Raw genomic sequence first — 25,189 nt, 5'->3', positions numbered from 1 at the left:
GGTTCCCCTACAGCTTCCCTGCCCTACAGGCTACAATCGCGCCCTCAACCTTTGCCCAAGGATCGCCGATGTCCGGCCTCGAACTCTTCGCCGCCGTACTCGGCGTCATCGCCGTGTGGCTCACGGTCAAGCAGAACCCCTGGTGCTGGCCGATCGGCCTGGTGATGGTGCTGCTCTACAGCTGGATCTTCTACGAAGTGAAGTTGTATTCCGACATGCTCCTGCAACTGGTCTACGCCGTGCTGCAGCTATACGGCTGGTGGCAGTGGACCCGCCCTGACCATGTGGAAGACGCACGCCAGGTTTCCAGCCTGGCGGCCGGGCACGTGTTCACCGGCCTGGGCGTGGGCCTGCTGGCGAGCCTTGGCCTGGGCGCCGCCATGGCGCACTGGACCGACGCGGCACAACCCTGGCTCGATGCGGCCCTGACCGGCTTCAGCCTGGTGGCGCAGGTGTGGATGGCGCAAAAGCGCGTGCAGTGCTGGGCACTTTGGGTGGTACTGGACGTCGTCTTCGTTGGGTTGTTCCTCTACAAGGGCCTTTATCTCACCGCGGCGCTCTACGCGCTGTTTACCCTGATCGCCGTGCGTGGCTGGCTGCAATGGCGCCGTGACCCGGCATTGGCCCCGGCATGAAGGTCTTGGTGCTGTGTGGGCCGGAGTCCAGCGGCAAAAGTTGGCTCAGCGGCGAAATCCAGGCGCATTTCGGTGGCGTGGTCGTCGGTGAGTACGTCCGTTATTTCATCGAGCAGGAACAGCGCGACACCTGCTACGCCGATATCCCCGCTATCGCACGCGGCCAGCTTGCCTGGGAGGACCAGAGCCGGCTGCAGGCTCCGGAGCTGTTGATACTCGACACCCACCTGCTCAGCAACATCCTCTGGAGCCGGGTACTGTTCGCAGATTGCCCCACCTGGCTCGAGCAGGCCTTGCTCGAACGCCACTATGACCTGCACCTATTGCTCAGCCCACAAGGTGTCGGCTGGGTCGGTGACGGCCAACGCTGCCAACCCCGCCTGGAAGAGCGGCAAAGATTCTTCGACGACAGCCTTAACTGGTTGCGCGCTCACCGAAAGCCATTTCAAGTACTCGAAGGCGACTGGCCCACCCGCCAGGCCCAGGCCTTGGCAGCGGTGGCACGCTTGCTTGACGGCCAAGTGCCAGCTTGCGCCACCGAGTGTTAATTTTTTGTAACTGCACAGGCGGCTCTGCCCCCCATTGTTGGGGGCTTTGCCACAGACCTGGGGAAACTGTTTCAGCGGTGATACAGCCGCTGCCGTTATCCCGCGACGCATGGGTTTTCAGGGCTTGCGCAGCGATGGATGGCTTTTCTGTATCAACCTTGAAACAGAAAAACGCCAAACGCTCTCATTAACCATCCAACCTGTTGATTCCACGACGAAAATCAAAAGCGGCACGACTTTCGCTCTACCTCTGTCAACGCTGAAGGGCCAGCACACAGAGAAGGGAGCATCGCCGTGGGGAACAACAACAAGGCACTGTATGCACTGCTCGTCCTGGGTTGTCTAACCGCCGCAGCCCTTCCCCTTCCCGCCAGCGCCGAGGGCAACGGGATCATCGTCCTGACCCGCGATGTCCAGGCCCGCCAAGCCGCCCGCAGAACCGGTACGCCCGACCCCTACCCGACCACCGTCAATACCAACGAGTCGGCCCGGATAAAAGCCCAGACCAACGAACTGACCGATGGCGACTTCGCACGCATCGCCAGCGGCTCCACGGTCAATCGCATGCTCACCACCGATCACTCAGGCAGCTTGCGCGGCCTGGATACCGTGCAGTCCCGGCTGCCCGGTATGGCGGGCGGCTCGGGTGCAGGTGCCGGAGGTGGCAACAACATCTCCAACACGGTCAACCAGAACGTCCAGCGCGGCCTGGCGCCGCTGCAGATCCTCACCCGGGGCCAATGACATGCGCGCACTCAAGCTCTCCCTGCTGTGCCTGGCACTGTACGGCAGCCAAGCCTTGGCCGGCTCGCCAGTGGTGGACAACGCCACCCTCGACGCCAGCGGCCGTACCTACCAGGGCAACCTCGGCATCAACCAGGCCGCAGGCGACGCCCAACAACAGGCAAACGTCCGGGCCATGGCCATCGGCACCAACGCCAAGGCCACCACCGAGGTACACCAGCGCAACGACTTTCTTGCCGACCCGGCCCGGGACAGCCGCGCCAGCATCCACGGCAACGCTTTCAGCAACGGCAACGGCCTGCTCGGCATCAACCAGTCCGCCGGCGCCGCCACGCAGCAGGCAAACGCAGTACGGATCGGCATCAGTGCCGTCCCGCAAAGCATCGACGACAGCATTCTCAGCCAGCAGAACGTCTCGCTGGCCAATGGCTCCGAGGCAACGGACCGCGCTCCCGGCAGTCGCCAGGTCACGACCAGTGACCAGGCCTTCACCGGCAGCCGAGGCGTGATCCAGTTGAATCAGAGCGCCGGGGTGGGCAACCGAATGGGCAACACCCTGAGCGTACGGGTCGCTGACTGACCCACAAGTGGCTTCAACACAACACTTAACAACGAGAAAAAGTGGAGAAACACCATGAAACCTAAAATGGCACTCAAGCCTCTGGTCTTCGCCCTCGCAGCGGTCATGGCAGTTGCTGCACAAGCTGATAACCGGCACAACAACGGCCATCACGGCCACCACAACAACCACGACAACGTCCTGCTGCAATTGCTGGTCAGCGCGGGTGCGGCCGCCACGGTGACCGATACCCAGGTCAACGCCGGCAACACCGTGCGTAACGAAGCGACCGAAAACGACGCGGCGATGGAAGATTCGGCCAACCGCTCCAACGGCAACTTGGGCGCCAACGTGGCTGCCGGCGACGGCAACCAACAGGACAACGTGGCCGCCATCGCCACCGCCGACGAACGCTTCATCTTCGGCAGCGCCATGGCCATTTCGACCGCCACTCAGGTCAACGCGGGCAACGCAGTCAAGAACTTCTCCACCAGCAACACCGCCAACTTGGTCGACTCGGCCAACGGCAGCTCTGGCAACATCGGTGTCAACGTCACCGCCGGCGACTTCAACCAGCAGAAAAACAACCTGGCGATCGCCGTATCGGGAGGCCGCGTAGCCATGGCCGCTTCCACCGCGACTCAAGCCACTACCGGCCTGAACGTCGAAAACAACGCCGACCGCAAGATGGACAAGGAAACCCTGCACGCCAGCTTCAAGGCCTACGGCCAGTACAAAGGCGATGGCTGGGGTTATGTGGAAGACGAAAAAGGCTCCGGCCACGGCTATGGCCATGACAAGGGCAAAACCGACAAGGACCCTCTGAAGTTCCACGAAGAAGGCAGCTTCGGCCTGGCCGGTGTCGCTACCTATCAGGTACTGACCCCCAACGGCTGGAAAAACCCTGTGACCAACACCGCCACCATGAGCAACTCGCTCAATGGCGTGTCGGGCAACGTGGGCGCCAACGTCTCGGCAGGTTCGGGCAACCAGCAGAGCAACTCGCTGTCCATCGCCGCAGGTTGCAGAGCCTGCACCGGCCTGTAACACAGCCAATCGGGGCCCTTCGGGGCCCCTTTCCTGTTTCGCGTCGGGGGAGAAGGCCATGCGCGCAGTCCTGCTTGCCGCACTCATGTTCCTGGCCGGCCTGGTCGAGGCCACGCAGATGCCGATCGCGGCGATGCCGGGCGGCACCTTGGTGTACAAGCCAGTACAGAGCATCCGCGAGCGTCGCTTCGCCGACCTGGTGCAGCAGAAGACCGATTTCAGCTGCGGCGCCGCCGCACTGGCCACCATCCTCAAGCAGGCCTATTGGCTCGATGTGGATGAAAGCCAGGTCATCGAAGGCATGCTCGCCCAGGCCGACCCGGACACGGTCAAGGTCCAGGGCTTTTCCATGCTCGACATGAAGCGCTACGTGGAAAGCATCGGCATGCGTGCCCGCGGCTACCGGGTCGAAGCCGACAGCCTGCATCGGGTGAGCATCCCGGTGGTGGTGCTGATGGACATCCGTGGCTACAAGCATTTCGTCGTGCTCCAGCGCATCAACCGGGGCTGGGTGTACATCGGCGACCCGGTGCTGGGCCACAAACGCTACAAGTTCGACGATTTCGTCAAAGGTTGGAACGGCATCATCTTCGCCGTCATCGGCCCCGGCTACGACAAGGCCAACGCCTTGCTCGACCCACCGGCCCCGGTGACCGCCAAGAACCGCATCAATGGGTTCTACCCGGTGGACGATGCCCAACTGATGGAATTCGGGTTCATCCAGAGCGACTTCTTCTAGTGATTACAAAGGGGCACGGAGCTCCGGGGAGCAGCGATGAAGACAATCACCTGGCTGGTAGCGGCATGCCTGGCTGCCAGCCTCCCGACCCAGGCGCAGACGTTCAAGCCCATCGAGGTCAAAGACCAAGAGTTGGCGCAATTGCGTGGGCGTTATGTGATGCCAGGGCGGATCATCAGTTTCGGCGTGGTCATGAGCAGCACCTGGCAGAACGCCGCCGGTGACCGCATCGGCGCGACCACGACGATGCAGGTGCAGCACAACAGCTTCAAGCCGCAGTTCTACGTCTCCATGACCGGCAAGAACGGCGGCGGCATCGCTCCAGGCCAAGGCCATGGCGTGGTCACCGGCGGTGGCGGCCTGGGCAATACCCAGGGCGTGACTCAGTCGGTCCGCGCGGCCGGTGACAACAACAGCGCCTACAACGATGTCGCGATCAACGTCAGCGAAGGCGGCAAAGGGCCTGCCACCACGCCGCAAGGCCAAGTGCTGGCGTCGGGCAAGACCCTGACCAGCAGCAACAATGCCGGCACCCTGAGTGTGTCGAACACCGGCAAGGGGATCCAGATGGCCATCCAGGCCAACAACAACCAAGGCTCGAGCCTACAGCGCCTGTCCGATGGCGGCCTGCTGCAAACCACGACGCTGCTCGGAGGCAACAACGCTGTCAGCAACCTGACCCAGCTCAATGTGGTGCTGCGCGACAACCTGCCGTCGGCCGGCGCATTGAACTGCAATCTCGATCAACTCAAAGGCCTTCGAATCACCGGCTATTGATCTACGCTTCGTCTCACCATCGTAGTATTCGTAGGGACGGCTAACTTATGCATCGATTCATGTCGTTGAAAGCAGTTGTCTGTCTGGGCACCCTGGTGCCTTCCACCCTGCTCTATGCTGCCGCCGATCCGCAGGTCGAGGCCCTGAAGGCCGAACTGGCCGCATTGAAGGAACGTTACGAAGCCCAGCAGCAAGCCTTGATGGTGCTGGAGCAGCGGGTTCGCCAGGTTGAAGAACAACCCGTCGCCCCCCCACCCAAGCGCCTGACCCGCTCCCCCGCCTCGCAGCCACGCAACAACCAGGCCATCGCCGCCTCTGGCGGGGCCGCGGGAGCAACGGGGTCGTCCTATGGTGAATCGCTCAAGGACGACTCGGAACCAGCCCAGAGCGTGTCCAACCTGTATGACGAAGCCAGCGGCTTCTTCGGCGGTGGCAAGTTCAGCCTCGAGACCGGTATCACCTACGCTCGCTACGACACCCGCCAGTTGATCCTCAACGGTTTCCTGGCACTGGACTCGATCTTCCTGGGCAACATCAACCTCGACCGGATCAAGGCCGACAACTGGACCCTGGACCTGACCGCCCGCTACAACTACGACCAGCGCTGGCAGTTTGACGTCAACGTCCCGATCGTCTACCGCGAATCGACCTATCAGTCCGGCGGCGTCGGCGGTGCCTCCAATGATGTCTCCGAACGAACCGTCACCCGCGACCCCGCGCTGGGCGACGTCAACTTCGGCGTGGCCTACAAGTTCCTCGACGAGTCGGAGAACACCCCGGATGCAGTGTTCAGCGTGAGGGTCAAGGCCCCCACCGGCAAGGACCCCTTCGGCATCAAGCTGATCCGCGACCCGCTCAACGACAACCTCACTTACCCCGAAGACCTGCCCACCGGCAACGGTGTGTGGTCGATCACTCCGGGGATCTCGCTGGTCAAGACCTACGACCCGGCCGTACTGTTCGGCAGCCTGTCGTACACCCACACGTTCGAGGAGAAGTTCAGCGACGTCAGCTCCACGGTCAACCAGAAGATCCCGGGCAAGGTGAAGATCGGCGACAGCTTCCAGATCGGTGCAGGCGTGGCCTTTGCCTTGAACGAGAAGATGTCGATGTCGTTCTCGGTGTCCGAACTGATCGCCCGTCGTTCACGGATCAAGTCGGCCGAAACCGGCGACGAATGGGCCGACGTCAAGAGCAGCGACGCCAATGCGGGCTACTTCAATATCGGCATGACGCTGGCTGCGACCGACAACCTGACCATTGTGCCCAACCTGTCGATCGGCCTGACCGACGATGCGCCTGACTTCACCTTCAGCCTGAAATTCCCGTACTACTTCTGACCGACCACCCTTGCTCGTCCTGAGGGCTGCTTCGCAGCCCTTTCGCGGCGCAAGGCCGCTCCTACAGGCCCCCTGCAATTCCCAATTCGGCCTGTGGAAGCGGCCTTGCGCCGCGGCCTCGTGGGCTCGTGTCACCCTTGCATCCCGTCTGCAAACCTCGCCCCCCGCCAAGCGCCTGTTATCATGAAGCACACTTGAGTGACTGTTTCATGACAAGAAGGAAGTCTTTGTGAAAAAACTGCTCGGTCGCCCCAGCACCCGGCTCGTGGCGCTGGCCACGCTGGTGTTGGCGATCCCACTGGGCATCCGGGCCGCGCTCGGCTGGTCCACGCCCCTTGGCTATCTCTCCGACCTGGCCATCGGCAGCTTATTGGTGCTCTTGCTGCAGCGCCGCGCCTGGTGGCTGGCATTGCCCGTGCTGCTGGCCTGGGCCAGCCTGATCGTCGCCAGCGCCGAGCTGGTCAGTGCCGTGGGCCGCCTGCCCACCAGCGCCGACCTGAACTACCTGTTCGATGCACAGTTCATGGAAAACTCCACCGGCGGCGGCCTCGCCCATCCCTGGCTGCCCTGGGCGCTCGGCGCTGGCGTGTTGGCTTGGCTGGGCAGTGTCTGGTTCAGCCGTGGCACACCTGGCGTCATCCTGCCACGCATGGCCTGGGCCATCCCCGTGCTGTTGTTCGGCGTGCATTGGGGTAGCCAGCACCTGGCTCCCTCCGATGCCGACCAATGGCGCCAGTACAACCTGTCGCACCAGCTGCTCTCGGCTGCAGTGGGCGACCTCGAGCGCCACGCCCTGGCGCGCTTCGGCGAGAAACCGACGTTCAAGCCCCTGCCCTCTGCGGGCCTGACCCAGTCGGACCTCAACGGCCATAAGTTGCTCAAGGCACCCGGACAGGCGCACAACGTGCTGGTGATCGCCTTGGAAGGCATTCCTGGGGCCTATATACGGGCCAACCGCCAGGCACTGCACAGCCGCTTCGACGAAGACCTGATGCCCAAACTCAGCCGCTGGGCCGAGCGCGGCATGAACACGCCCGACTACGTGCTGCACACCCACCAGACCATCCGTGGCCTGTACGCACTGCTGTGCGGCGATTACGACAAGCTGGCCAACGGCACACCGAAAGGCATGGAGATGTTGACCCAAGATGTGCGCAACCAGGCCTGTCTGCCGGCGCAACTGCGCCATGCGGGGTTCAGTACCCATTACCTGCAGGGTGCGGGCCTGCGCTTCATGGCCAAGGATCGGATCATGCCGCACATTGGCTTCGACTCGGTACATGGCCAGGAATGGTTCAGCAACAAGAATTACCTGCCTTTCCGCTGGGGCAAGGACGACCGGGCCTTTTTCGAAGGCGCGCAGAAGTACGTGAAGCAGTTACGCAAGCAGAAGCAACCGTGGATGCTGACCCTGCTGACCGTCGGCACCCATCAGCCGTATTCCGCGCCGCAGCGCTACCTGCAGCGCTACGACACGACCAAGCAGGCAGCGGTGGCCTACCTGGACGATGCCCTCGATGCCTTCCTGGTGAACCTGGAGCGCCAGGGGGTGCTCAAGGACACCCTGGTGGTCATCACGTCGGATGAGTCCCACGGTATCGACGGGGTCCGCCTGGCCTCCTCTTGGGGGTTCAGCCTGGTCCTGGCGCCGGAGCAGGCCCAGTTGCCGCGTCTGAAGCAAGGAACCTACGGCCATGTGGACATGGCCACGTCGCTGCTCGATTACTTTGCCCTGCCGATCCCGGCCGCCTTGAGCGGGCGCTCGCTGTTCCGTGATTACGACACGGGCCGTGAAATGATTGCCTACACCAACGGCATGCTGCGCTACCACGATGGCCACGGAACCTTGACCGAGTGCGACTTCCAGCAACGCTGCCGACGGTACGCCAGCCAAGGCTTCATCGCCGACCAGGCCGAATATATGGATCGTGCCACCGATACCACCGGCCAGCAGCTCACCGCCCTGGCCAATACCCTGGACCAGTCACTGCTGCAGACGCCGTTGAACCTGCGCTACCAATTTGGCGGGCCGGCAGCGATCCAGCTACGTAAGCGCATCCGTGACGAGTGGGCCGACAACCTGATCGGTGCGCAATACCTGGAAATGCCCGAGGGCTCCCATACGCGCGTACGGGTGATCGTTCGTTCCCTGGACCCCAAGCATGACGCCTATATCCAGCTCAAGGCCAAGGAATACGAACAGGATGTGCCGCTGGGTTTGCCGGAAGAGATCATCGTGACAGCCGACCGACCACTGGAGCTGGAGTTCGGCTTCGACAACCCTTCGGCGCGCAAGGCGTTTTCCTTCCACCTGCTGGGGTATGGCGGGGGTGAGGTGGAGGTCAGCGATTTCAGCGTGATCACCGGTGTTGCCGGGGGCGGCTGATACGCCCCCGCACGCCCCGCCCGATATCAGCATTGCCCGGCAAGGGCTTCGCCCTTGATCGCGGGACCAGCCCGCTCCTACAGGGGATCGCGCTGGCCGCTTGTTCTTTGAACATCTATGCGGCGATCAGGCGATCGCCGCGTCCACCAAGACCTGGGCCTCGCGCACCAGGCGCTGCAGGTGCTCTTCGCTGACGAAACTCTCGGCGTAGATCTTGTAGATATCCTCGGTACCCGATGGCCGTGCGGCGAACCAGCCGTTGGCGGTCATCACCTTCAAGCCACCAATGGCCTGACCGTTGCCCGGTGCATGACTGAGGATCTGCTCGATCGGTTCACCGGCCAGTTCCGTGGAAGTCACCTGCTCGGCAGCCAGCTTGCTCAACAGCGCCTTCTGCCGTGCATCAGCCTTGGCCTCGACGCGGGTGGCGAACGGCTTGCCCAACTCGGCGGTAAGGTCGGCGTAGGCCTGGCTCGGGTTGCGTCCGGTGCGGGCGGTCATCTCGGCGGCCAGCAATGCCGGAATCAAGCCGTCCTTGTCGGTGGCCCAGACGCTGCCATCCTTGCGCAGGAACGAAGCCCCCGCACTTTCCTCGCCACCAAAGCCGAGCGAGCCATCGAACAGCCCTTGGGCGAAGAACTTGAAGCCCACCGGCACTTCGTACAGCTCGCGGCCCAGACGCGCCGTGACGCGGTCGATCAGCGCGCTGCTGACCACCGTCTTGCCCACGGCCGCGTCGCTGCGCCAGTGCGGGCGATGGCGGAACAGGTAGTCGATGGCCACGGCCAGGTAGTTGTTCGGCTGCAGCAGGCCGTCCGGGGTGACGATACCGTGGCGGTCGTGGTCCGGGTCGCAGGCGAATGCCACGTCGAAGCGCTCGCGCAAGCCAATCAGGCCCTGCATGGCATGAGGCGAGGATGGGTCCATGCGGATCTGCCCGTCCCAGTCGACGGTCATGAAGCGGAACGTGGGGTCGACCTCGGTGTTGACCACGTCCAGGTCCAGACGGTAGTGCTCGGCGATGGCCTGCCAGTAGCGCACCCCGGCACCGCCCAGGGGGTCGACGCCCAGGCGCAGCTTGGCGTTGCGGATAACGTCGAAGTCGATGACGTTTTCCAGGTCCGCCACGTAGCGGCCCACGTAGTCGTAGCGCTGGGTAGTCGCTGCCTGCAGGGCCTGCGCATGGTCCATGCGCTTGACACCGGCAAGGCCAGCGGCCAGCAGTTCGTTGGCCTTGGCTTCGATCCACTTGGTGACGTCGCTGTCGGCCGGGCCGCCGTTGGGCGGGTTGTACTTGAAGCCACCGCTCTGGGGCGGGTTGTGCGACGGCGTGATGACGACGCCATCGGCCAGGCCCTGCTGGCGGCCACGGTTATGGCAGAGAATGGCATGGGACACCGCCGGGGTCGGGGTGTATTCATCGTCCTTGGACAGCATCACCTGCACGCCATTGGCGGCCAGCACTTCCAGCGCGCTGGCTGCAGCCGGTGCGGAGAGCGCATGGGTGTCGGCACCGACGAACAGTGGGCCGTCGATGCCTTTTTCCTGGCGGTACAGGCAGATGGCTTGGGTGATCGCCAGCACATGGTCTTCGTTGAAGCTCAGCTCGAGCGAGGTGCCTCGGTGCCCGGAGGTGCCGAAGGCCACGCGCTGGGCCGCCACCGCGGCGTCAGGGCGGCCGGTGTAGTAAGCGGTGAGCAGGCGGGGAATATCGACCAGCACGCTGGCCGGAGCCGGCTTGCCTGCCAAAGGACTGAGCGTCATGCAAGAACCTCGAGTTCAACGGATGTAGGTGTTGGAACGCGCAGTGTACTGGGAGTTGCAACGCCGTGCGATGGGGCCCGCGGCGATTATTCGCCCGCCACCTGCCACCAGCCAGGGAACATCTGCCGTACCCGCGGCTCGGCGAAGCGTTCGTCGATCAGCAGCAGCACGCCTTGATCCTGGTCGCCACGGATCACCCGGCCGGCGGCCTGGATGACCTTGCGCACGCCTGGGTACAGGTAGGCGTAGTCGAAGCCTGCACCGAACTGCCGGCCCAGGCGCTGCTTGAACTGTTCGTTGACCGGGTTGACCTGGGGCAGCCCCAGGGTGGCGACGAAGGCACCGATCAACCGGGTGCCGGGCAGGTCGACGCCTTCGCCAAAGGCGCCGCCCAACACCGCGAAACCGACCCCCTGCCCATCGGGCACGAAGCGGGCGAGAAACGCCTCGCGTGCCCCTTCGTCCATGCCCGGAGCCTGTTCCCAACGCGGGATGGTCGGGTAACGCTCGGCCAACAGCGCCGCCACTTGGCCGAGGTATTCGAAACTGCTGAAGAACGCCAGGTAGTTGCCCGGCGCGCGTCGGTACTGCTCGGCGATCAGTTCCACGATCGGTGCCAGGGAGGCATGCCGTTCGCGATAACGGGTGCAAACCTGGCTGGCGATGCGCACCTGCAGCTGCTCGGCCCGAAACGGCGCGGATACTTCGAGCCAGGCGGTGTCGGCCGGCATGCCCAGCAGGTCAGCGTAGAAATGCCGGGGGTTGAGCGTGGCGGAGAACAACGTGACGCTGCGCGCCGCGCTCATGCGCGGGCCCAGCAACCGCGCCGGTATCACGTTACGCAAGCACAAGGTGGCCAGTCGGCGCTTGCGCGGGCCGCTGCGCACGCTCACGTCGAAGATGAAGTGTTCGTCGAACAATTCCGCGACCCGATTGAACTGCAAGGCCTGGAAATAGAACTGCAAGACGGCCGGCTCCATCTCGCCCGGGGCCTGTTCAAGACGTGCCTGGATCAGCCCGATGCACTGCTGCAATGCGCCAAGGAACGCCCCGGGCAACTGGTCGCTGGCCTCGTAGGGAGCCCGTTGCGCCTTGTACAACGCGTTCCACTGCCGGTTGAGTCGGCCCAGGGCGCTGCCCAGACCCGCCGGCTTGCCTTGACGCAACGCCTGCAATTGGCCCTGGTCGAGGCTTGCGCTGTACATGCCGCGCCCCCGCTCTACCAAGTTGTGGGCCTCGTCCACCAATACCGCGACCCGCCACTGGTTGGCCTGGGTCAAGGCATGCAACAAGGCATGGGCATCGAAGTAGTAGTTGTAGTCGGCTACCAGCACATCGACCCAGCGCGCCATCTCCTGCCCCAGATAGTACGGGCAGACCTGGTGCGCCAAGGCCACTTCGCGCAGGCCGGCACGGTCGAGCAGCGGCCGTTGCGCCGCGGCCTCACGCGCGGCGGGCAGGCGATCGTAGAAGCCTCGCGCCAGCGGGCAGGACTCGCCATGGCAGGCACTGCCGGGATGCTCGCAGGCCTTGTCCCGAGCGATCAGTTCCAGGGTACGCAAGGCCGGCTGCGGCGTGGCCTCGGTGACCTGGCGCAGGGCATCGAGGGCCAGGGCCCGCCCTGGGGTCTTGGCGGTGAGGAAGAACAGTTTGTCCAGTTGCTGCGGCACCATGGCCTTGAGCAATGGGAACAAGGTGCCGAGGGTCTTGCCGATACCGGTGCTGGCCTGTGCCATCAGGCAGCGGCCGGTACTGACCGCCTTGTACAGGGTCTCGGCCAACTGGCGCTGGCCCTGGCGGAACTGTGGGTAGGGAAAGCCCAGGGCCTTGAGATCGCGGTCGCGCTCGGCCAGGCGCCTCTCCTGCGCCTGGGCCCAGGCCAGGAAACAGCGGCATTGGCTTTCGAAGAAACGCTGCAGGTCGGTGGCGGTGTGCTGCTCGCTAATCACGGTCTGCCGGTCGCTGTCCACGTCCAGGTACACCAGCGCGACCTCGATCGAATCCAGTTGTCGCGCCTGACACAGCAGCCAGGCGTAGACTTTGGCCTGGGCCCAATGCAACTGGCGATGGTTGCCGGGTTGGCGGGCCAGGTCGCCACGATGCGTCTTGATTTCCTCCAGGCGGTTGGCTGCCGGGTCGTAGCCATCGGCTCGCCCCCGGACCTCGAGCCCCTGGTACTCGCCTTGCAGCGCCACCTCGGACTGGTACCCTGCCCCGCGCCTTGCCACCACCCGGCGATGGCCGGCAATACCTTCCTGGGCTGTGGGCGACGGCGTGAAACGCAGGTCCAGATCCCCGACCTTGGCGCTGAACTCGCACAGCGCGCGTACCGCCACGGTGTAGGTCATGCCGTATCGCTCCAGCGGACATGGCAGACCGCGACTGGCAAGCCGTGCTCACGGCAGAATTCCAGCCAGCGCAGCTGGTTGTCCTGCAGGCGGTCACCGGGCCCCTTGACCTCGACCATGCGGTAACGGCCTTCCCCCGGCCAGAACTGGACCAAGTCGGGCATGCCGGCGCGGTTGTTGCGGATATCTTGCAACAGGCGCAGGAAGCACTGTTTCAGGTGCATCGCCGGTATGCAGTCCAACGCCTGCTCCAGCAGCTCTGGCGTGAGCATCGGCCAGAACACGAAGGGCGATTGCAAGCCCTGCTTGGTCACAAAGCGCTCGGCTATGGCCTGCCGGTAGCTACCATCGTCGAGTCGAGCGAGGCAGGCGTCGAACAGGGCGGTGCGACGCTGCCGGAAATCATCGTCGTGCAGGTCTTGAGGGCCGGCCTGGAAGGGGTGGAAGAACGCGCCAGGTACCGGGGCGAAGATCGCCTCCCAACACAACAGGCCGAACAGGCTGTTGAACAGCGTGTTTTCCACGTAATGACAAGTGCCCCCGCCCTGGGTCAGGTGCAGGCGCACCGCCTCTTCGACGCCGAGTTCCGCGAGCGCCGCTGGCAGCTCCAACTCGATCAGCTCGAGCTCCGCTGCGCGGCGACGGGCCCCAGGTGGCCCGCCCAGCTTGCGCGAAAGGCGTGGCAACATGCGGGCCAGCGCCTGGGACTCAAGGGCATTGGCCGGGGCAGCGGCCATTTCCGACGCCAGTGCGTGGGCCTGCGCCCAGCGCTCGCTACGCTCCAGGGCCCGTACCTGGCGGATACGTGCCTCGGGGTGGTTGCTCCGACCGTACACCTCGAGGGCCTGGTCCCAGTCGCCCAGTCGCTCGCAGCGTTGGCCAATGCCATACAAGACCCGGGAATGGCGCCGGGCAAGCCAGGGGTTGTCGCTGTGCAGCCCCTCCAGGATAGCCAGCACGACGCCTGGCGCCTCCCCTTGCTCCAGGCGTTCGGCACACTGATGCAAGGCCATGGCCAGATCGACCTCGACGCGTTGGCGCAATGCCCGAGAGTCGGCACTGAACGGCACCTGCTCATAGCGCAGCACACCCAGGTCGGCAAGTACGAACTCTGACCAGTCCTGGTACAGGTTGCCGAAGAACAACAGGCGCAAGCGATCGCATAACGGTTGCAGGCGCCAATGGAAAATACGCACAGGGCAGGACGGGAACCATTGCGTCAGTGGCCGGGGCGAAAGCGCCAGTGGCAACAATTGCGCCAACAACTCGGCCTTTGCTGCCCGGGGCCAGCTCAGTTGCGCAGCGAAGCACTGAACGAGTTCTTCCTTGCGCAGCACACCGAACAGTTGCTCCAGGGCCAACGTCACGTGGTCACATACCCACCCAAGCTGCAACAACGGCTCGAGCGCCACCTGCCACGGGCCGATTTCGGCGTAGTCGAGCCGGTCACTGCGGAACAACTCCCCTTTGCGCATGACCATGCGCACCAGCATGGCCTGGGCAGGCTGGGGTAACTCGGCAAACGTGCGCAAGAAGCCCTGCTCGGCATCATCGAGCACATCGGCATAGCGCTGCTGGACCCATGCCACGACCTGCCTGAAGTTGTGCAGGTAATAGAATGGGTCGTCGACGGAATGGGCAATCACGGTGACGAGGCAAATAGCAGGACAAGCACTGGTTATACATACAGACCAGCCCCGCTGACAAGCGCCCCGGATCGGCGGTCACCCTGGTGCGTCATCCGCAAACGGCTGTGCCAAGGCCCGGCCCAGCCTCTGCAACAGCGGCTCCAGCCCTTCTCGGGGGGCGCCCTGCCAGGTCAGGGCCACATACCCCACATGGTTTCCCTGCAGGCTGAACCGTTCGCCGGGTGTGATCGTCAAACCCGTGCCAGCCAATACCGCCTGCGCCTCGTCAAGGTTCGCCGGCTGTGTCAAGCGGCCCCATATCCCCCGGCCACCCTCTGGTTTGGCAGCCACCACTCTGTCTCCCAGACATAGCTCGACCTGCAGAAACAAGTGCTCCATATGCGCCTGCAGCTCGCTGCGCAAGCGCGGCAACCAAGCCTCCACCTCGCCCTTGGCGCAGACCAGCGCGATAGCCTGCTGGCGCAACGGCGGGATCAGGAAGCCACGGCGGGCGATGGCCTCTTCCACTCCCATCTGGCGGCAGAGCAGATACGCATAGGGCCCCTCGGCACCCAACGTCGCCTCCAGCGACCCCAGCACCAACAGTCGGCGAATATCGACTCCGTCGCGAAGATGCATGGCCGGCGCCTCGCCAAAGCAATGCGCGCTGTCCAGGTCGTTTTCGAGCAACCAGGCCGGATGGTCGGCGAGCAATCGAGCCATAGCCTGCTGGTCGCAATACGAGACCCTGCGCCCCAAGGGCGTGGCAAGACAGGACGGCAACACCACCAGGGCCACAGGCTCACGGGCGAGCACCTGTGCCAGACGCTCCAGGTCCAGCGCGCTGTCATTGCCCGCAGGCACTTCCAGGACCCGCATCCCGGCCCAGCGCAGCGCCTGGAGCAGGCGTCGGCAACATGGCGTGGCCACCACGGCGGTCGCTCCCTGCAGGCGCAAAGCCCGCAGTAACGCCTCCAGCAAGGCCTGCACATCCGTTGCCAAGTGAACATGCTCGGCATTCCAGCTGTGCCCGGACGAGCGTGTGTAGCGAGCGGCCAGGACGTGGCGCAGCAATGCGCCCTCGCCTGAGCGCCAGCTCGACGCACCTGTTTGACGGGATAGCCGCCGCTCCTGGGCAAGCAAGGCTCGCTCGAGCCCCATGGGGGTTGCCATCGGCAGGGCGAACGCGGGCCGAGGCCGTGGCGCGGCCGATTGTTCGCGCTCCCTGGCTTCGAACGCCACGAAATAGCCAGACTTGGGCACCGACCGTACTCGCCCCTGATGCTCGAGCAGGCTGTAGGCATTCTGCACCGTGGCCAGCGATACCTTCAGACGTGCAGCCAGGTCTCGTAACGAGGGCAGACGGCCTTCCTCGGAGGGGTCGGCCTGGTTGATGAGCGCTTCAATGTAGCGACACACCGCCTGGTAGGCGAACTCGCCCCGCCCGCAGCGCCCCATCAGAGCGCCGCCTGACGCACCGTTGCAGGAGGCGGTGAGGCGCCTGGCACCAGGCGCAGATCGATGTCGCGCCGCACCAGGTTGGCCAGCACCCGCCGGACCGGGGCGCTAAGCCGCCCAGCGTAGATCGCCTGAAGCTGCGTCAAGGTGAGGCCGCTGGTATCCACCAGCCATCGCTTTACCGCCTCGGGGCACGGCTTGCCCTGCAGTGCTTTGTGCAGATACGGCAAGGCAACTTGCATACAGGGATGACAACGCTGCAGAAAGTAAGAAAGATCGCGGCCATGATCGCAAAAAGGCGCAAACAGCAGACAGGCCAGTTGCGCCTCGTTCAACCCATGGGCCTGCAGAAATGGCGCCCGGACCTGCTGCTGCACCCGCAGCCACCAGGTCAACTGCGTGCCCTTGAGCGACAGGCGCGTGCCCTGCCCTTCATCCGCACGCAGCCGGGCCTTGAGCGTGCACAAGTTCCTGACAAGGTGAGGTTCGAGGGCGTTCGCCTTGGCGTTGCCCAGATCATCCGCGAGACCCAGCATGTCATCCAGAGCGCCCATGCCAGCCGACGGATACAACAGATCGTCAACTGCGAGGACGTTGACCAGGTGTTCACGAGCCACCACAGCCGGTGCGGTGACGAAGCGCCCCGCGGGCGCCCCGACCAGCATCTGCAACCGCCCCAGGCCCTTTACCAGTGAGGCCGCGCAACGATGCACATCGTCCAGGCCCGGCGCCTTGGCAAGACGCATGATCCGGCGGCCCCACGCCAGGAATCGAAGGCGGTGACGACCCGACCAGGCCGTCACCAAGGTATTGGCTCCATCGGTACAATCGAGCGCCAGGCGCAGGGCATCGGCCAGTTGCAGGTGCAGGCGAGCGCCCAACAGCGCGGCAGGCGCTGCCTCGGCAAGGTGGCCGAACAACAGCATCGCTTCCCGCGCCCCCGACCACTGCGCCGTAACCAACGATTGACGGCAACTGAATGGCACCAGTTGGTCATCCTCGACCATGAGCAGTTCCACCCGCGGATCGTCTTGCATGACCAATGCACTGAAGCTGCGATCGTGCCGGTGGAGCGTCCCTGCATCCATCCCCGGCAAGCACGCCACCACCACGCGCAGGCGGAACGTGCTGCCGCAACGCAAGGCCAGGCTCAACTGGGCCGCCCGCACGCAGGCCAGCAGCTGGGCACTGCGCCGGTCGCTGCCCAGCACCATCAACAAGCGGAACCGGTCGAGGTACTCCTGGCCACCCGCCGCCATCACCAGGCGGTGGGTCAGCAGTTGCAACGAGGCTCGCTGTGCCCGAGGCATGTGCGCGTTAACGCGCTCGAGGACTTGTTGGTAGACATAGTGCATGGCTTGGTCATGTAGGCTGCTCATTGAATAACTCCTTGTCCTTCAGTGCGTCGCATCCACGACAAGTATTGACTGCAAGTGCGGGTACTTTTTACTTTGCAGACTTTTCCCACAGCCATTTGGGAAATTAACGCAAGGTCTAGCGACAAGCACAACGCCATTGGGCCCTGTCGGCCATACCGACCAGCCTCGAACCTTCCCACCCCTGTATACAAGCCGTCCCAAGCGCATTTTATGCTCCTTGCAATCACTGACACGGCTTCATTATCGAAGGTTGCGGTACGAATAAAAGATACAGATCTCGGTAAAAAAACCATTCAGCGGCGTCAAATTTTAATAACGACAACAGCGAGACAATCAAGCACCCCTTCGTCAAACGGCAAACTTCACCCGCAACAGCTGCAACTAAAACAAAAAAGCTGTCAGATATTATCCCTAATTACGTAAGAGCATTCTGATAACCCAAAGAAATGCGTTATGCATCAGGATAGAAAACCGCCCCGCAGTGTCGTCGCACTGCGGGGCGGCCTCATGTGAAGTCGAGAAGGTGCGCCAATGGCCCTGAGTAGCGTGCCTGGCGCAACGGGCGGATCACTCCATCGTCAATACGATCCGCCCACCGCAAGGGCAGCCATCCATGTAGCGATGGGCTTCGACCACTTGGTCGAACGGATACACCTTGACGATCTGTGGCGTCAGCAGCTGGTCGGCTGTGAACTGGTTGATATCGCGCAGCGCACGCTGCAGCGCCACCTGGTCCTGGCAGATGCCCAGTTCCGGCTTACCGGTGAAGTTGCTGATGCAATGCACGTAGAACTGGATGTTCTTCTGGAACGCGGCACATGCCGGAAACGGCGTCTGGTTGCCGCCTTGCAGGCCATACAGCACGAGACTGCCGCGTGGTGCCAACACGTCGCCCAACAGCGACATCTGTGGCCCGCCCATGCCGTCGAGGACCATGTCCACGCCGCGGCCATCGGTGTATTTGCCGACCTGCATGAGCAGGTCCTGTTCCTCGGTGACGATCACCTTCTCGGCGCCCAGGCCCAGCAGGTAGTCGCGCTGCTCCGGGTCCTTGGTGGCAGCGAATACCCTCAGCCCCAGGGCCTTGCCCAGTTGCACGAACGCGGGGCCCGCGCAGTGGCTGGCATCGGTGACCAGGGCAGTCTGCCCGGCCTTGGCCCGGGCCAGATCGACATAGGCAAAATAGGCGATCAGCAACGGGGTGTAATGGACACTGGCCTCGATGGGCGTGAGCACGTCAGGGTAGCGGGTGATGGCCGTGCGCGGCAGGACGATGACATCGCCGTAGACCGGGTGGTCGTTGGCGCTGGTGGCAGGGAAACTGGCCACCCGGTCGCCGACCGCGATGTCTTCGACACCCTCGCCGACCGCCATCACCACGCCGGCCATCTCATGGCCGATACCCGCCGGCAGACGCGCCTGGGATGGCGCCAGGTTCTGCCGCCACAGCACGTCGTACCAGCTGACGCCGATCGCCTCGACGCGGATCTGCACTTCGCCCGCCGCAGGGGACGGTTCGGCCTGCTCCTCGCAACGGAGCACATCGGCCGCGCCGAACTTGTGGAAACGGATCATGCGGGACATCGCATACCTCGCCTGTGTGAAACTCGTATTACCACGGACTTTATCCGGGCTTTTGCCGTTAGACCATCAGTGGCTATTAATAGTCGACATGCCTGTCATCGATTGGGCCCCTGGCAATTCCTTGCATTGGCACCCGGAAATCGATGCAGGGTAACAGCCTTTGGCCTTAAGATTCACCCCTGCCCCCTTCAAGGCGAAGCGTATCGATGAACCGTAACGACCTGCGTCGCGTAGACCTGAACCTGCTGATCGTGTTCGAAACGCTCATGCACGAGCGCAGCGTGACCCGTGCAGCCGAGAAGCTGTTCCTCGGCCAGCCGGCCATCAGCGCGGCCTTGTCGCGCCTGCGCACCCTGTTCGACGACCCGCTGTTCGTGCGCACCGGGCGCAGCATGGAGCCCTCGGCTCGGGCCCAAGAGATCTTCGCCCTGCTCTCCCCGGCACTGGACTCGATCTCTACCGCGGTCAGCCGCGCCGCCGAGTTCGACCCCGCCACCAGCACCTCGGTGTTTCGCATCGGCTTGTCCGACGATGCCGAATTCGCCTTGCTGCCCCAGTTGCTCAAGCGCATCCGCGCCGAGGCGCCGGGGATCGTGCTGGTGGTGCGCCGGGTCAACTACCTGCTGATGCCCACGCTGCTGGCCTCGGGCGAAATTTCGGTCGGCGTGAGCTACACCAACGAGCTGCCGGCCAACGCCAAGCGCAAGGTGCTGCGCCGCAGCAAGCCCAAGCTGCTGCGCGCCGACAGCATGCCCGGCGCCATCAGCCTGGATGACTTCTGCGCCCGCCCCCATGCGCTGGTATCGTTCGCGGGCGATCTTTCCGGTTTTATCGACGAAGCCCTGGAGGAGGTCGGTCGCAAGCGCCACGTGGTCCTGGCCGTGCCCCAGTTCAACGGCCTGGGCAGCCTGCTGGCCGGCACCGATATCGTCGCCACGGTGCCCGACTACACTGCCGACGCTCTCACGGCCGCCGGAGGCCTGCGCGCCGAGGACCTGCCCCTTGACGTACGCAGCTTCGAGCTGCACATGGCCTGGCGCGGCGCCCAGGACAATGATCCGGCCGAGCGTTGGCTGAGGTCGCGGATACAGATGTTCTTTGGCGACCCTGAGAGTCTTTGACTAGCACATCGAGCCCCGATATTTCTTCCGCCTGAATCAGGCCAACACCGTAACCTGCGAGGTGAACTACCCACCACGCCGGACAAATGTATGAAAATGTAAAAAATATGATGGCATAACGCCTCTTCAACCGGCAAAATCCACACGTATTCAACGGATTTGAAGGACCGGTTCCGATGACATGGCCAGTAACGCTGAAACTCGACAGCGCAGCCTATCCTCTGAGCGTAGTGCAACGTGCCGCTTACTCTCTGGCCGACACTGTCGCGATCCAAGTCGGCATTGAAACCGACCAAATCAGCCTCACGGCGTTCCCCGCCGAAGCAAGGCTGATGCTTTCCCCGGAGCAGATAAATACGCTGATCCTCCAACATTTGAACGACTTCGCCCTGCGCGCCCACATCAACCAAGAAACCGCAGGGTTGCGTGAAGCTCTGACCCGAGCCGCACTCGCTGGATGCGGGATTCCGCAGTGACGCTGATTGCGACAGACGCCAAGCACTACCGCTTGCTGCCTTTCCGATTCATTCGCATGAACACGGGACATGACCGTGACATCCTGCTCACCTCCGATACCGGTGAGTACATGCACGTGACCGAGGCGCAGTTACGAGCCCTCAGTTACTTCGACGTTCAAGCGGGTACGCCTTTTTTCAAGGACCTGCTGGCTCGCCACTTCATCTACGAACCAGGCCGCCACGACCCATTCCCGGAAATGGCCGCGCAGTATCGCAGCCGTAAGGACTTTCTGCTCGAAGGCCCTGCGCTGCACTTGTTCGTGGTTACATTGCGCTGCAATCACACCTGCCAATATTGCCAAGTTTCGCGCGCCCCTCTAGGTGGTTCGGGCCATGACCTGTCGCAAACGGATGCATTGGCGGCTGTCGATCGTCTTTTCGAATCGAATGCTCCTGCACTGACTGTGGAGTTTCAGGGTGGCGAGCCGCTTCTGGCCTTTGAGCGTGTCCGTCAAATCATCGAATGGATCGTTGAGAGGAACGTGCTCGAGCAACGGGATATCCAGTTCGTCATCACCACCACGCTGCACCACCTGACGAACGAAATACTCGACTTCGCAGAACAACATCGCATCCAGTTTTCGACCTCGCTGGATGGACCGGCCGCCTTGCACAATGCCAACCGTCCTACTCCGTCACGGGATTCCTACGAACGCACTGTAAAAGGCATCCAGTGGGTCCGTGAGCGCCTTGGCCATGATGCAGTTTCCGCGCTGACCACGCTGACTTCCAGAAGCCTCGAGCAACCTGAGGCGATCATCGATGAGTATGTGAACCAAGGCTTCTCCACCATCTCGCTTCGGCCGTTGAGCCCTTATGGATTCGCTACCAAAAGTGCCCATCGCCTTGATTATCCTATCGAGCGCTACCTGGCCTTCTACAAGAAGGCCCTGACCTATTTGCTCGATATCAACCAACAGGGCGTCTATCTCTCGGAGTCTTATACAAGCCTATTGCTGAAGAATATCCTGACACCTTTCTCCTGCGGCTATGTGGACCTGCGTTCCCCTGCTGGCGCAGGCACGGCAGCGCTGGTTTACAACTATGACGGTCACGTCTATCCCTCGGACGAAGCCCGAATGTTGCTGGAGATGGGTGAAGATGGTTTGAGGCTCGGCACCGTGCAGCAACCCCTGTCTGAATTACTCGCATCGCCCGTTATGGATGCGTTGCTCGCCAGTGGCGTTGCAGAAGCATTGCCGGGCTGCTCCGACTGTGCACTTGTTCCGTACTGTGGTGCTGACCCGGTCGAACACTATGCCCGCCAGGCTGATCCGATCGGACACCGGGTGTTCAGCAGTTTCTGCAAGAAGAACATGGGGCTGCTCAAGTATTTATTCGGCCTGCTTCGCGATGGAGACGACAACATTCAAAGGGTGCTGCTGTCCTGGTTGAACAGGCACTCCTATAACGACGTTCGTTTCCCGGGTTACAGGGGATGACGGCGATGCTGCGTAAAGAGACCCATTTCGAAATCCATCATCTGAGTGAGCCAAAGCTGCTCAAGGTCATCTCCCTGGATGAATTCATCGAACAAGGCCTGGCTGTTTGTGCCGGAAGCGCTGAGTTCGGAGACCTGGTGCTTTGGCTGCCAAACGAACAACGACTGCGGAACCCGCATCTGCTCTCATTGCCGGTAGGCGGATTCCTGACCCCGGAGCCGTTGATCGCAGACTTCGAGAACACCCGGCTACACCTGCACACCCCCAAAGATGCAAATGTCGTGCAGCCCGGCGATGTCATCGCCATCACACCAGGCAACGCGTTGGTACGAGTGCTCTATCGACGGGGCTCAGACAGCAACCTGTTGTTCATGACGGATCGATGCAACAGCCTTTGCCTGATGTGCTCGCAGCCGCCCAAAGATATCGATGATCGTTGGCACATCGAAGAGAACCTACGGCTGATCGACCTGATGGACGCGGGCGAGGAAAATCTGGGGGTCAGCGGCGGAGAGCCAACGCTTTATCGTGATGGCCTGCTCGAAATCCTGGCCAAGTGCAAAGCCGTTTTGCCACAGAAATCCATTCATGTGCTCAGTAACGGGCGCCTGTTGCAAGACCCAAGCTGGATCGCAGCGCTCACTGCCATCGACCACCCCCAGTTGAGCTGGGGCATCCCGCTGTATGCCGACAACGCCGAAGACCATGACCATGTGGTGCAGGCTCCAGGCGCTTTCAGTGAAACCCTGCAAGGCCTTTACAATCTGGCGCGCGCCAACCAGGTCATCGAAATACGCGTAGTACTCAATCGCCTGACCACGCCACGCTTGCCCGAGCTGGCCCACTATGTGTTCAGGAACCTGCCCTTCGTGCGACATGTTGCCCTGATGGGTATCGAAAGTACCGGCCTGGCCAGAAAACACTACGAAGAACTTTGGATCGACCCGCTGGATTATCAGGAGTCGTTGAGCCAGGCCGTGTATTTTCTGTTCAACCGCGCAGTGCCGGTTTCGATCTACAACCTGCCTCTGTGCCTGATCCCGGCCCACCTCTCGCGTTTCGCCCGCCAGAGCATCTCGGACTGGAAGAACCTGTTCATCGATACCTGTCAGCAATGCGCTGCCGTCAAACACTGCTCCGGCTTCTTCAAATCCCACACCGACCGCTGGCAAAGCCGCGGCGTACAACCACTATCGACCGACGCCTTTAGCGTCTATGCAAGGAGTGCACAGTGAAATTGCTCGACCGCTGGAAAGTCCTGATCAGTGGGGTCGGCCTGCTGCCGATGGCAGGTACTACCCTGGCACAAGCTGGCCATATGTCGCTCGCCGATGCGAACTGGCAATCCAACGACAAGTTACAACCCCCGGTATTTGCCGATACGCTCAATGCGCCAGACACTGTGAATATTTATGCGGCACATCGCTCGCACAGTTCACACCGGTCCCACAGTTCGCACAGTTCTCATTACAGCGGCTCGGGAGGCTATAGCGCGCCTCGCTACTACAGCCCACCCGTTACCACTACCCGGAGCTACAGCGCGCCCAGTACTTCGAGCGGTACCTCAAGCAGCAACAGCCTTTATCAATCGTCTAGTGCCAACAGCGGGAGAAGTTCGAATACTTCAAATAGCCGCGCGACCCGTGAGCAGAAAAACAACCTGGTAACACGTGTGCAGACCGCGCTGATGGTGCGCCAGTACTATCAAGGCGCCATTGATGGGGTGATGGGCAAAGCGACACGTGGCGCATTGATGGCTTTTCAAATGGACAGTGGGCTGACCGTGAATGGCCGGATGGATACGCCATCGCTGAATGCGTTGGGTATCAAGATTCCTTAAGTCGCTTCAGATTGAATCCAGCGCCTATTCCGGAGTCCGTCTGGGCATCGATCAGCCGGCTACAAGGCAAGTGCATGTCAATCAAGCAATCTGGGGCCGCTGCGCGCCCCATCGCGGGACGAGCCCGCTTGTGTCTTCATAGGAGGTAAGGTGTTAGGTGAGAGGGGGGACGGCAAGCTGAGCTTTTCGTCCTTTGCGATAGAGGGTGTTTATTCGCGATTATTTCTCATTTACACTCGCATCCTTTCTCCGGAGCCAAGCTCCTTTTCCTGGGTGCATCGTGTCGCTCGATCCCGCCAAACCAACGCTGCTGTCCACCTTGGTCCGTCACTATGACGAACTCGTGGACCATGTTCGCCGCCGTTTTGGCGACAGGAGCACGGCGCGCGATGTGGTGCATGACGTGTGCGTGCAGTTGCTCGAACGCGATGAGAAAGAGGACGTGCGCACACCCCTTGCCCTGCTACGGAAAATTTCCCACGATACGGCGGTCAGTCGCTATCGAAGCGAGCGTCGCCGTGCCGCGTGGGTGGATGCCCTGCCCGAGCTGCCCGAGGTCGTCTGTACAGCAGCGACACCTGTGGGCCGACATGAAGCCGAGCACGAGTTCCAACTGCTCGTCGACGCCATTGCCGCCCTTCCCCCGCGTTGCCAGGCTGTATTCGTCATGCACAAGATCCATGAAATCCCCCAGGCGGAAGTGGCCACGCGCCTTGGCATTTCCATCAAGACCGTCGAAAAGCACCTGCGCTTGGGGTTGGCCACCTGCAGGGAGCGGCTCGGTCGTGGCGAGGTTCATCCATGACCAGCCCTTCGAAGAAAACCGGGCCTGCGCCGGTGGACGAGGCCTTGGGGCGTCATCGGGAAACGCTGAAAACCTTGTTTCCGCTACCGGCTTGCGAGCCAAGGCCGCGCAGGGCGTCCAAGGTCGTCGGCATCGCGCTTTCGATCGCGCTCGCCTGTGGAGCACTGGCGTGGCTGAACCCGGCGTACAAGACCGAGCGCTTCGATACCGCCATCGGCGAGCGACGTTCCCTGGTCCTGGACGATGGCAGCACGCTGCTACTCGACAGCGCCAGCCATGTCGAGGTGCATTGGCGCCTGCTCAGCCGCCAGGTCGACTTGCGTGCCGGGCAGGTGCTGTTCGATGTCGCTGCCGCTGTGTACCGGCCGTTCGTGGTGTCGGCCGGCACCGCCAGGGTCGAGGTTCGCGGCACCCTGTTCAATGTCCGGCGCCTGGATAACGACGACGTGCGTGTGACCCTGGCCCCGGGGGGGCGGGCGCCGGACCCCCCCCCCCCCCCCACACACACACCACAACAAAAAAAAAAA

22 protein-coding genes are annotated in these 25,189 nt (G+C 62.7%); 16 read left to right on the top strand and 6 right to left on the bottom strand.

All coding sequences use genetic code 11. From position 1 onward, the window contains the following. Window positions 1–68 precede the first annotated feature (68 nt). The 9 genes from pnuC (at window position 69) to IRZ56_RS19835 (ending at window position 8,775) form a co-directional block, all read left to right on the top strand. Entirely contained in the window at window positions 69–635 is a 567-nt protein-coding gene (gene pnuC / locus IRZ56_RS19875) for a nicotinamide riboside transporter PnuC (protein WP_196146508.1), read from the top strand. Beyond that, window positions 632–1,183, top strand: a complete 552-nt coding sequence (locus IRZ56_RS19870) for an AAA family ATPase (protein ID WP_196146507.1) — start codon at window positions 632–634, stop codon at window positions 1,181–1,183. The genes pnuC and IRZ56_RS19870 overlap by 4 nt, the downstream gene beginning before the upstream one ends. A gap of 294 nt (window positions 1,184–1,477) precedes the next feature. Then, complete coding sequence (locus IRZ56_RS19865) at window positions 1,478–1,927, top strand: hypothetical protein (RefSeq protein ID WP_196146506.1); 450 nt, start codon at window positions 1,478–1,480, stop codon at window positions 1,925–1,927. 1 nt (window position 1,928) lies between these two features. Further along, a complete protein-coding gene (locus IRZ56_RS19860) occupies window positions 1,929–2,507 on the top strand; it encodes an adhesin (protein ID WP_196146505.1) in 579 nt (192 codons plus the stop codon). A 54-nt stretch (window positions 2,508–2,561) separates the two neighbouring features. Further along, window positions 2,562–3,533, top strand: a complete 972-nt coding sequence (locus IRZ56_RS19855; RefSeq protein ID WP_196146504.1) for a heme utilization protein — start codon at window positions 2,562–2,564, stop codon at window positions 3,531–3,533. Window positions 3,534–3,591: 58 nt separating this feature from the next. Next, window positions 3,592–4,272 carry a C39 family peptidase gene (locus IRZ56_RS19850; RefSeq protein WP_196146503.1) on the top strand — a complete coding sequence of 227 codons (681 nt, stop codon included), beginning with the start codon at window positions 3,592–3,594 and terminating at the stop codon, window positions 4,270–4,272. A 36-nt stretch (window positions 4,273–4,308) separates the two neighbouring features. Then, window positions 4,309–5,049, top strand: a complete 741-nt coding sequence (locus IRZ56_RS19845) for a hypothetical protein (protein ID WP_196146502.1) — start codon at window positions 4,309–4,311, stop codon at window positions 5,047–5,049. A gap of 47 nt (window positions 5,050–5,096) precedes the next feature. Then, window positions 5,097–6,389, top strand: a complete 1,293-nt coding sequence (locus IRZ56_RS19840) for a transporter (protein ID WP_196146501.1) — start codon at window positions 5,097–5,099, stop codon at window positions 6,387–6,389. 229 nt (window positions 6,390–6,618) lie between these two features. Then, window positions 6,619–8,775 (top strand): LTA synthase family protein, encoded by a 2,157-nt coding sequence (locus tag IRZ56_RS19835; RefSeq protein WP_196146500.1) that lies wholly within the window; start codon window positions 6,619–6,621, stop codon window positions 8,773–8,775. A 126-nt stretch (window positions 8,776–8,901) separates the two neighbouring features. Here the strand turns inward: IRZ56_RS19835 and pgm are convergent, their stop codons facing one another. The 6 genes from pgm to IRZ56_RS19805 form a co-directional block, all read right to left on the bottom strand. Further along, a complete protein-coding gene (gene pgm / locus IRZ56_RS19830) occupies window positions 8,902–10,539 on the bottom strand; it encodes a phosphoglucomutase (alpha-D-glucose-1,6-bisphosphate-dependent) (protein WP_196146499.1) in 1,638 nt (545 codons plus the stop codon). Window positions 10,540–10,625: 86 nt separating this feature from the next. Then, window positions 10,626–12,887 (bottom strand): ATP-dependent DNA helicase, encoded by a 2,262-nt coding sequence (locus IRZ56_RS19825; protein ID WP_196146498.1) that lies wholly within the window; start codon window positions 12,885–12,887, stop codon window positions 10,626–10,628. Continuing rightward, window positions 12,884–14,533 (bottom strand): VRR-NUC domain-containing protein, encoded by a 1,650-nt coding sequence (locus IRZ56_RS19820; RefSeq protein WP_196146497.1) that lies wholly within the window; start codon window positions 14,531–14,533, stop codon window positions 12,884–12,886. Before IRZ56_RS19820 ends, IRZ56_RS19825 begins: the two co-directional genes overlap by 4 nt. Window positions 14,534–14,611: 78 nt before the next feature. Then, window positions 14,612–15,973, bottom strand: a complete 1,362-nt coding sequence (locus IRZ56_RS19815; RefSeq protein WP_196146496.1) for an aminotransferase class I/II-fold pyridoxal phosphate-dependent enzyme — start codon at window positions 15,971–15,973, stop codon at window positions 14,612–14,614. Then, entirely contained in the window at window positions 15,973–17,259 is a 1,287-nt protein-coding gene (locus IRZ56_RS19810) for a hypothetical protein (protein WP_230390463.1), read from the bottom strand. The genes IRZ56_RS19815 and IRZ56_RS19810 overlap by 1 nt, the downstream gene beginning before the upstream one ends. A gap of 660 nt (window positions 17,260–17,919) precedes the next feature. Further along, entirely contained in the window at window positions 17,920–18,936 is a 1,017-nt protein-coding gene (locus IRZ56_RS19805) for a zinc-dependent alcohol dehydrogenase family protein (protein ID WP_196146494.1), read from the bottom strand. A gap of 206 nt (window positions 18,937–19,142) precedes the next feature. On the opposite strand from IRZ56_RS19805, the gene IRZ56_RS19800 reads away from it, so the two are divergent. The 7 genes from IRZ56_RS19800 to IRZ56_RS19770 form a co-directional block, all read left to right on the top strand. Beyond that, window positions 19,143–20,057 carry a LysR family transcriptional regulator gene (locus IRZ56_RS19800; RefSeq protein WP_230386197.1) on the top strand — a complete coding sequence of 305 codons (915 nt, stop codon included), beginning with the start codon at window positions 19,143–19,145 and terminating at the stop codon, window positions 20,055–20,057. Window positions 20,058–20,233: 176 nt separating this feature from the next. After that, window positions 20,234–20,533: a His-Xaa-Ser system protein HxsD gene (gene hxsD / locus IRZ56_RS19795; protein WP_196146493.1), complete on the top strand. Its 300-nt coding sequence runs from the start codon at window positions 20,234–20,236 to the stop codon at window positions 20,531–20,533. Then, window positions 20,530–22,017: a His-Xaa-Ser system radical SAM maturase HxsB gene (gene hxsB / locus IRZ56_RS19790; RefSeq protein WP_196146492.1), complete on the top strand. Its 1,488-nt coding sequence runs from the start codon at window positions 20,530–20,532 to the stop codon at window positions 22,015–22,017. Before hxsD ends, hxsB begins: the two co-directional genes overlap by 4 nt. 5 nt (window positions 22,018–22,022) lie before the next feature. Then, window positions 22,023–23,252 carry a His-Xaa-Ser system radical SAM maturase HxsC gene (gene hxsC / locus IRZ56_RS19785; protein WP_196146491.1) on the top strand — a complete coding sequence of 410 codons (1,230 nt, stop codon included), beginning with the start codon at window positions 22,023–22,025 and terminating at the stop codon, window positions 23,250–23,252. Further along, window positions 23,249–23,857, top strand: coding sequence for a His-Xaa-Ser repeat protein HxsA (gene hxsA, locus IRZ56_RS19780; RefSeq protein WP_196146490.1), 609 nt, complete (start codon window positions 23,249–23,251; stop codon window positions 23,855–23,857). The genes hxsC and hxsA overlap by 4 nt, the downstream gene beginning before the upstream one ends. 280 nt (window positions 23,858–24,137) lie before the next feature. Next, complete coding sequence (locus IRZ56_RS19775) at window positions 24,138–24,662, top strand: RNA polymerase sigma factor (RefSeq protein ID WP_196146489.1); 525 nt, start codon at window positions 24,138–24,140, stop codon at window positions 24,660–24,662. Then, window positions 24,659–25,189: FecR family protein (locus tag IRZ56_RS19770; RefSeq protein WP_196146488.1), on the top strand; the 531-nt coding region annotated here is incomplete at its 3' end. The genes IRZ56_RS19775 and IRZ56_RS19770, both read left to right, overlap by 4 nt.

Origin of the sequence: Pseudomonas guariconensis (assembly GCF_015680235.1) — a bacterium.
In the GTDB taxonomy this organism is placed as follows: Bacteria; Pseudomonadota; Gammaproteobacteria; order Pseudomonadales; family Pseudomonadaceae; genus Aquipseudomonas; species Aquipseudomonas guariconensis_A.
Note: the sequence above shows the minus strand (reverse complement) of the source record. Positions and strands in the feature narration are given on the sequence as shown.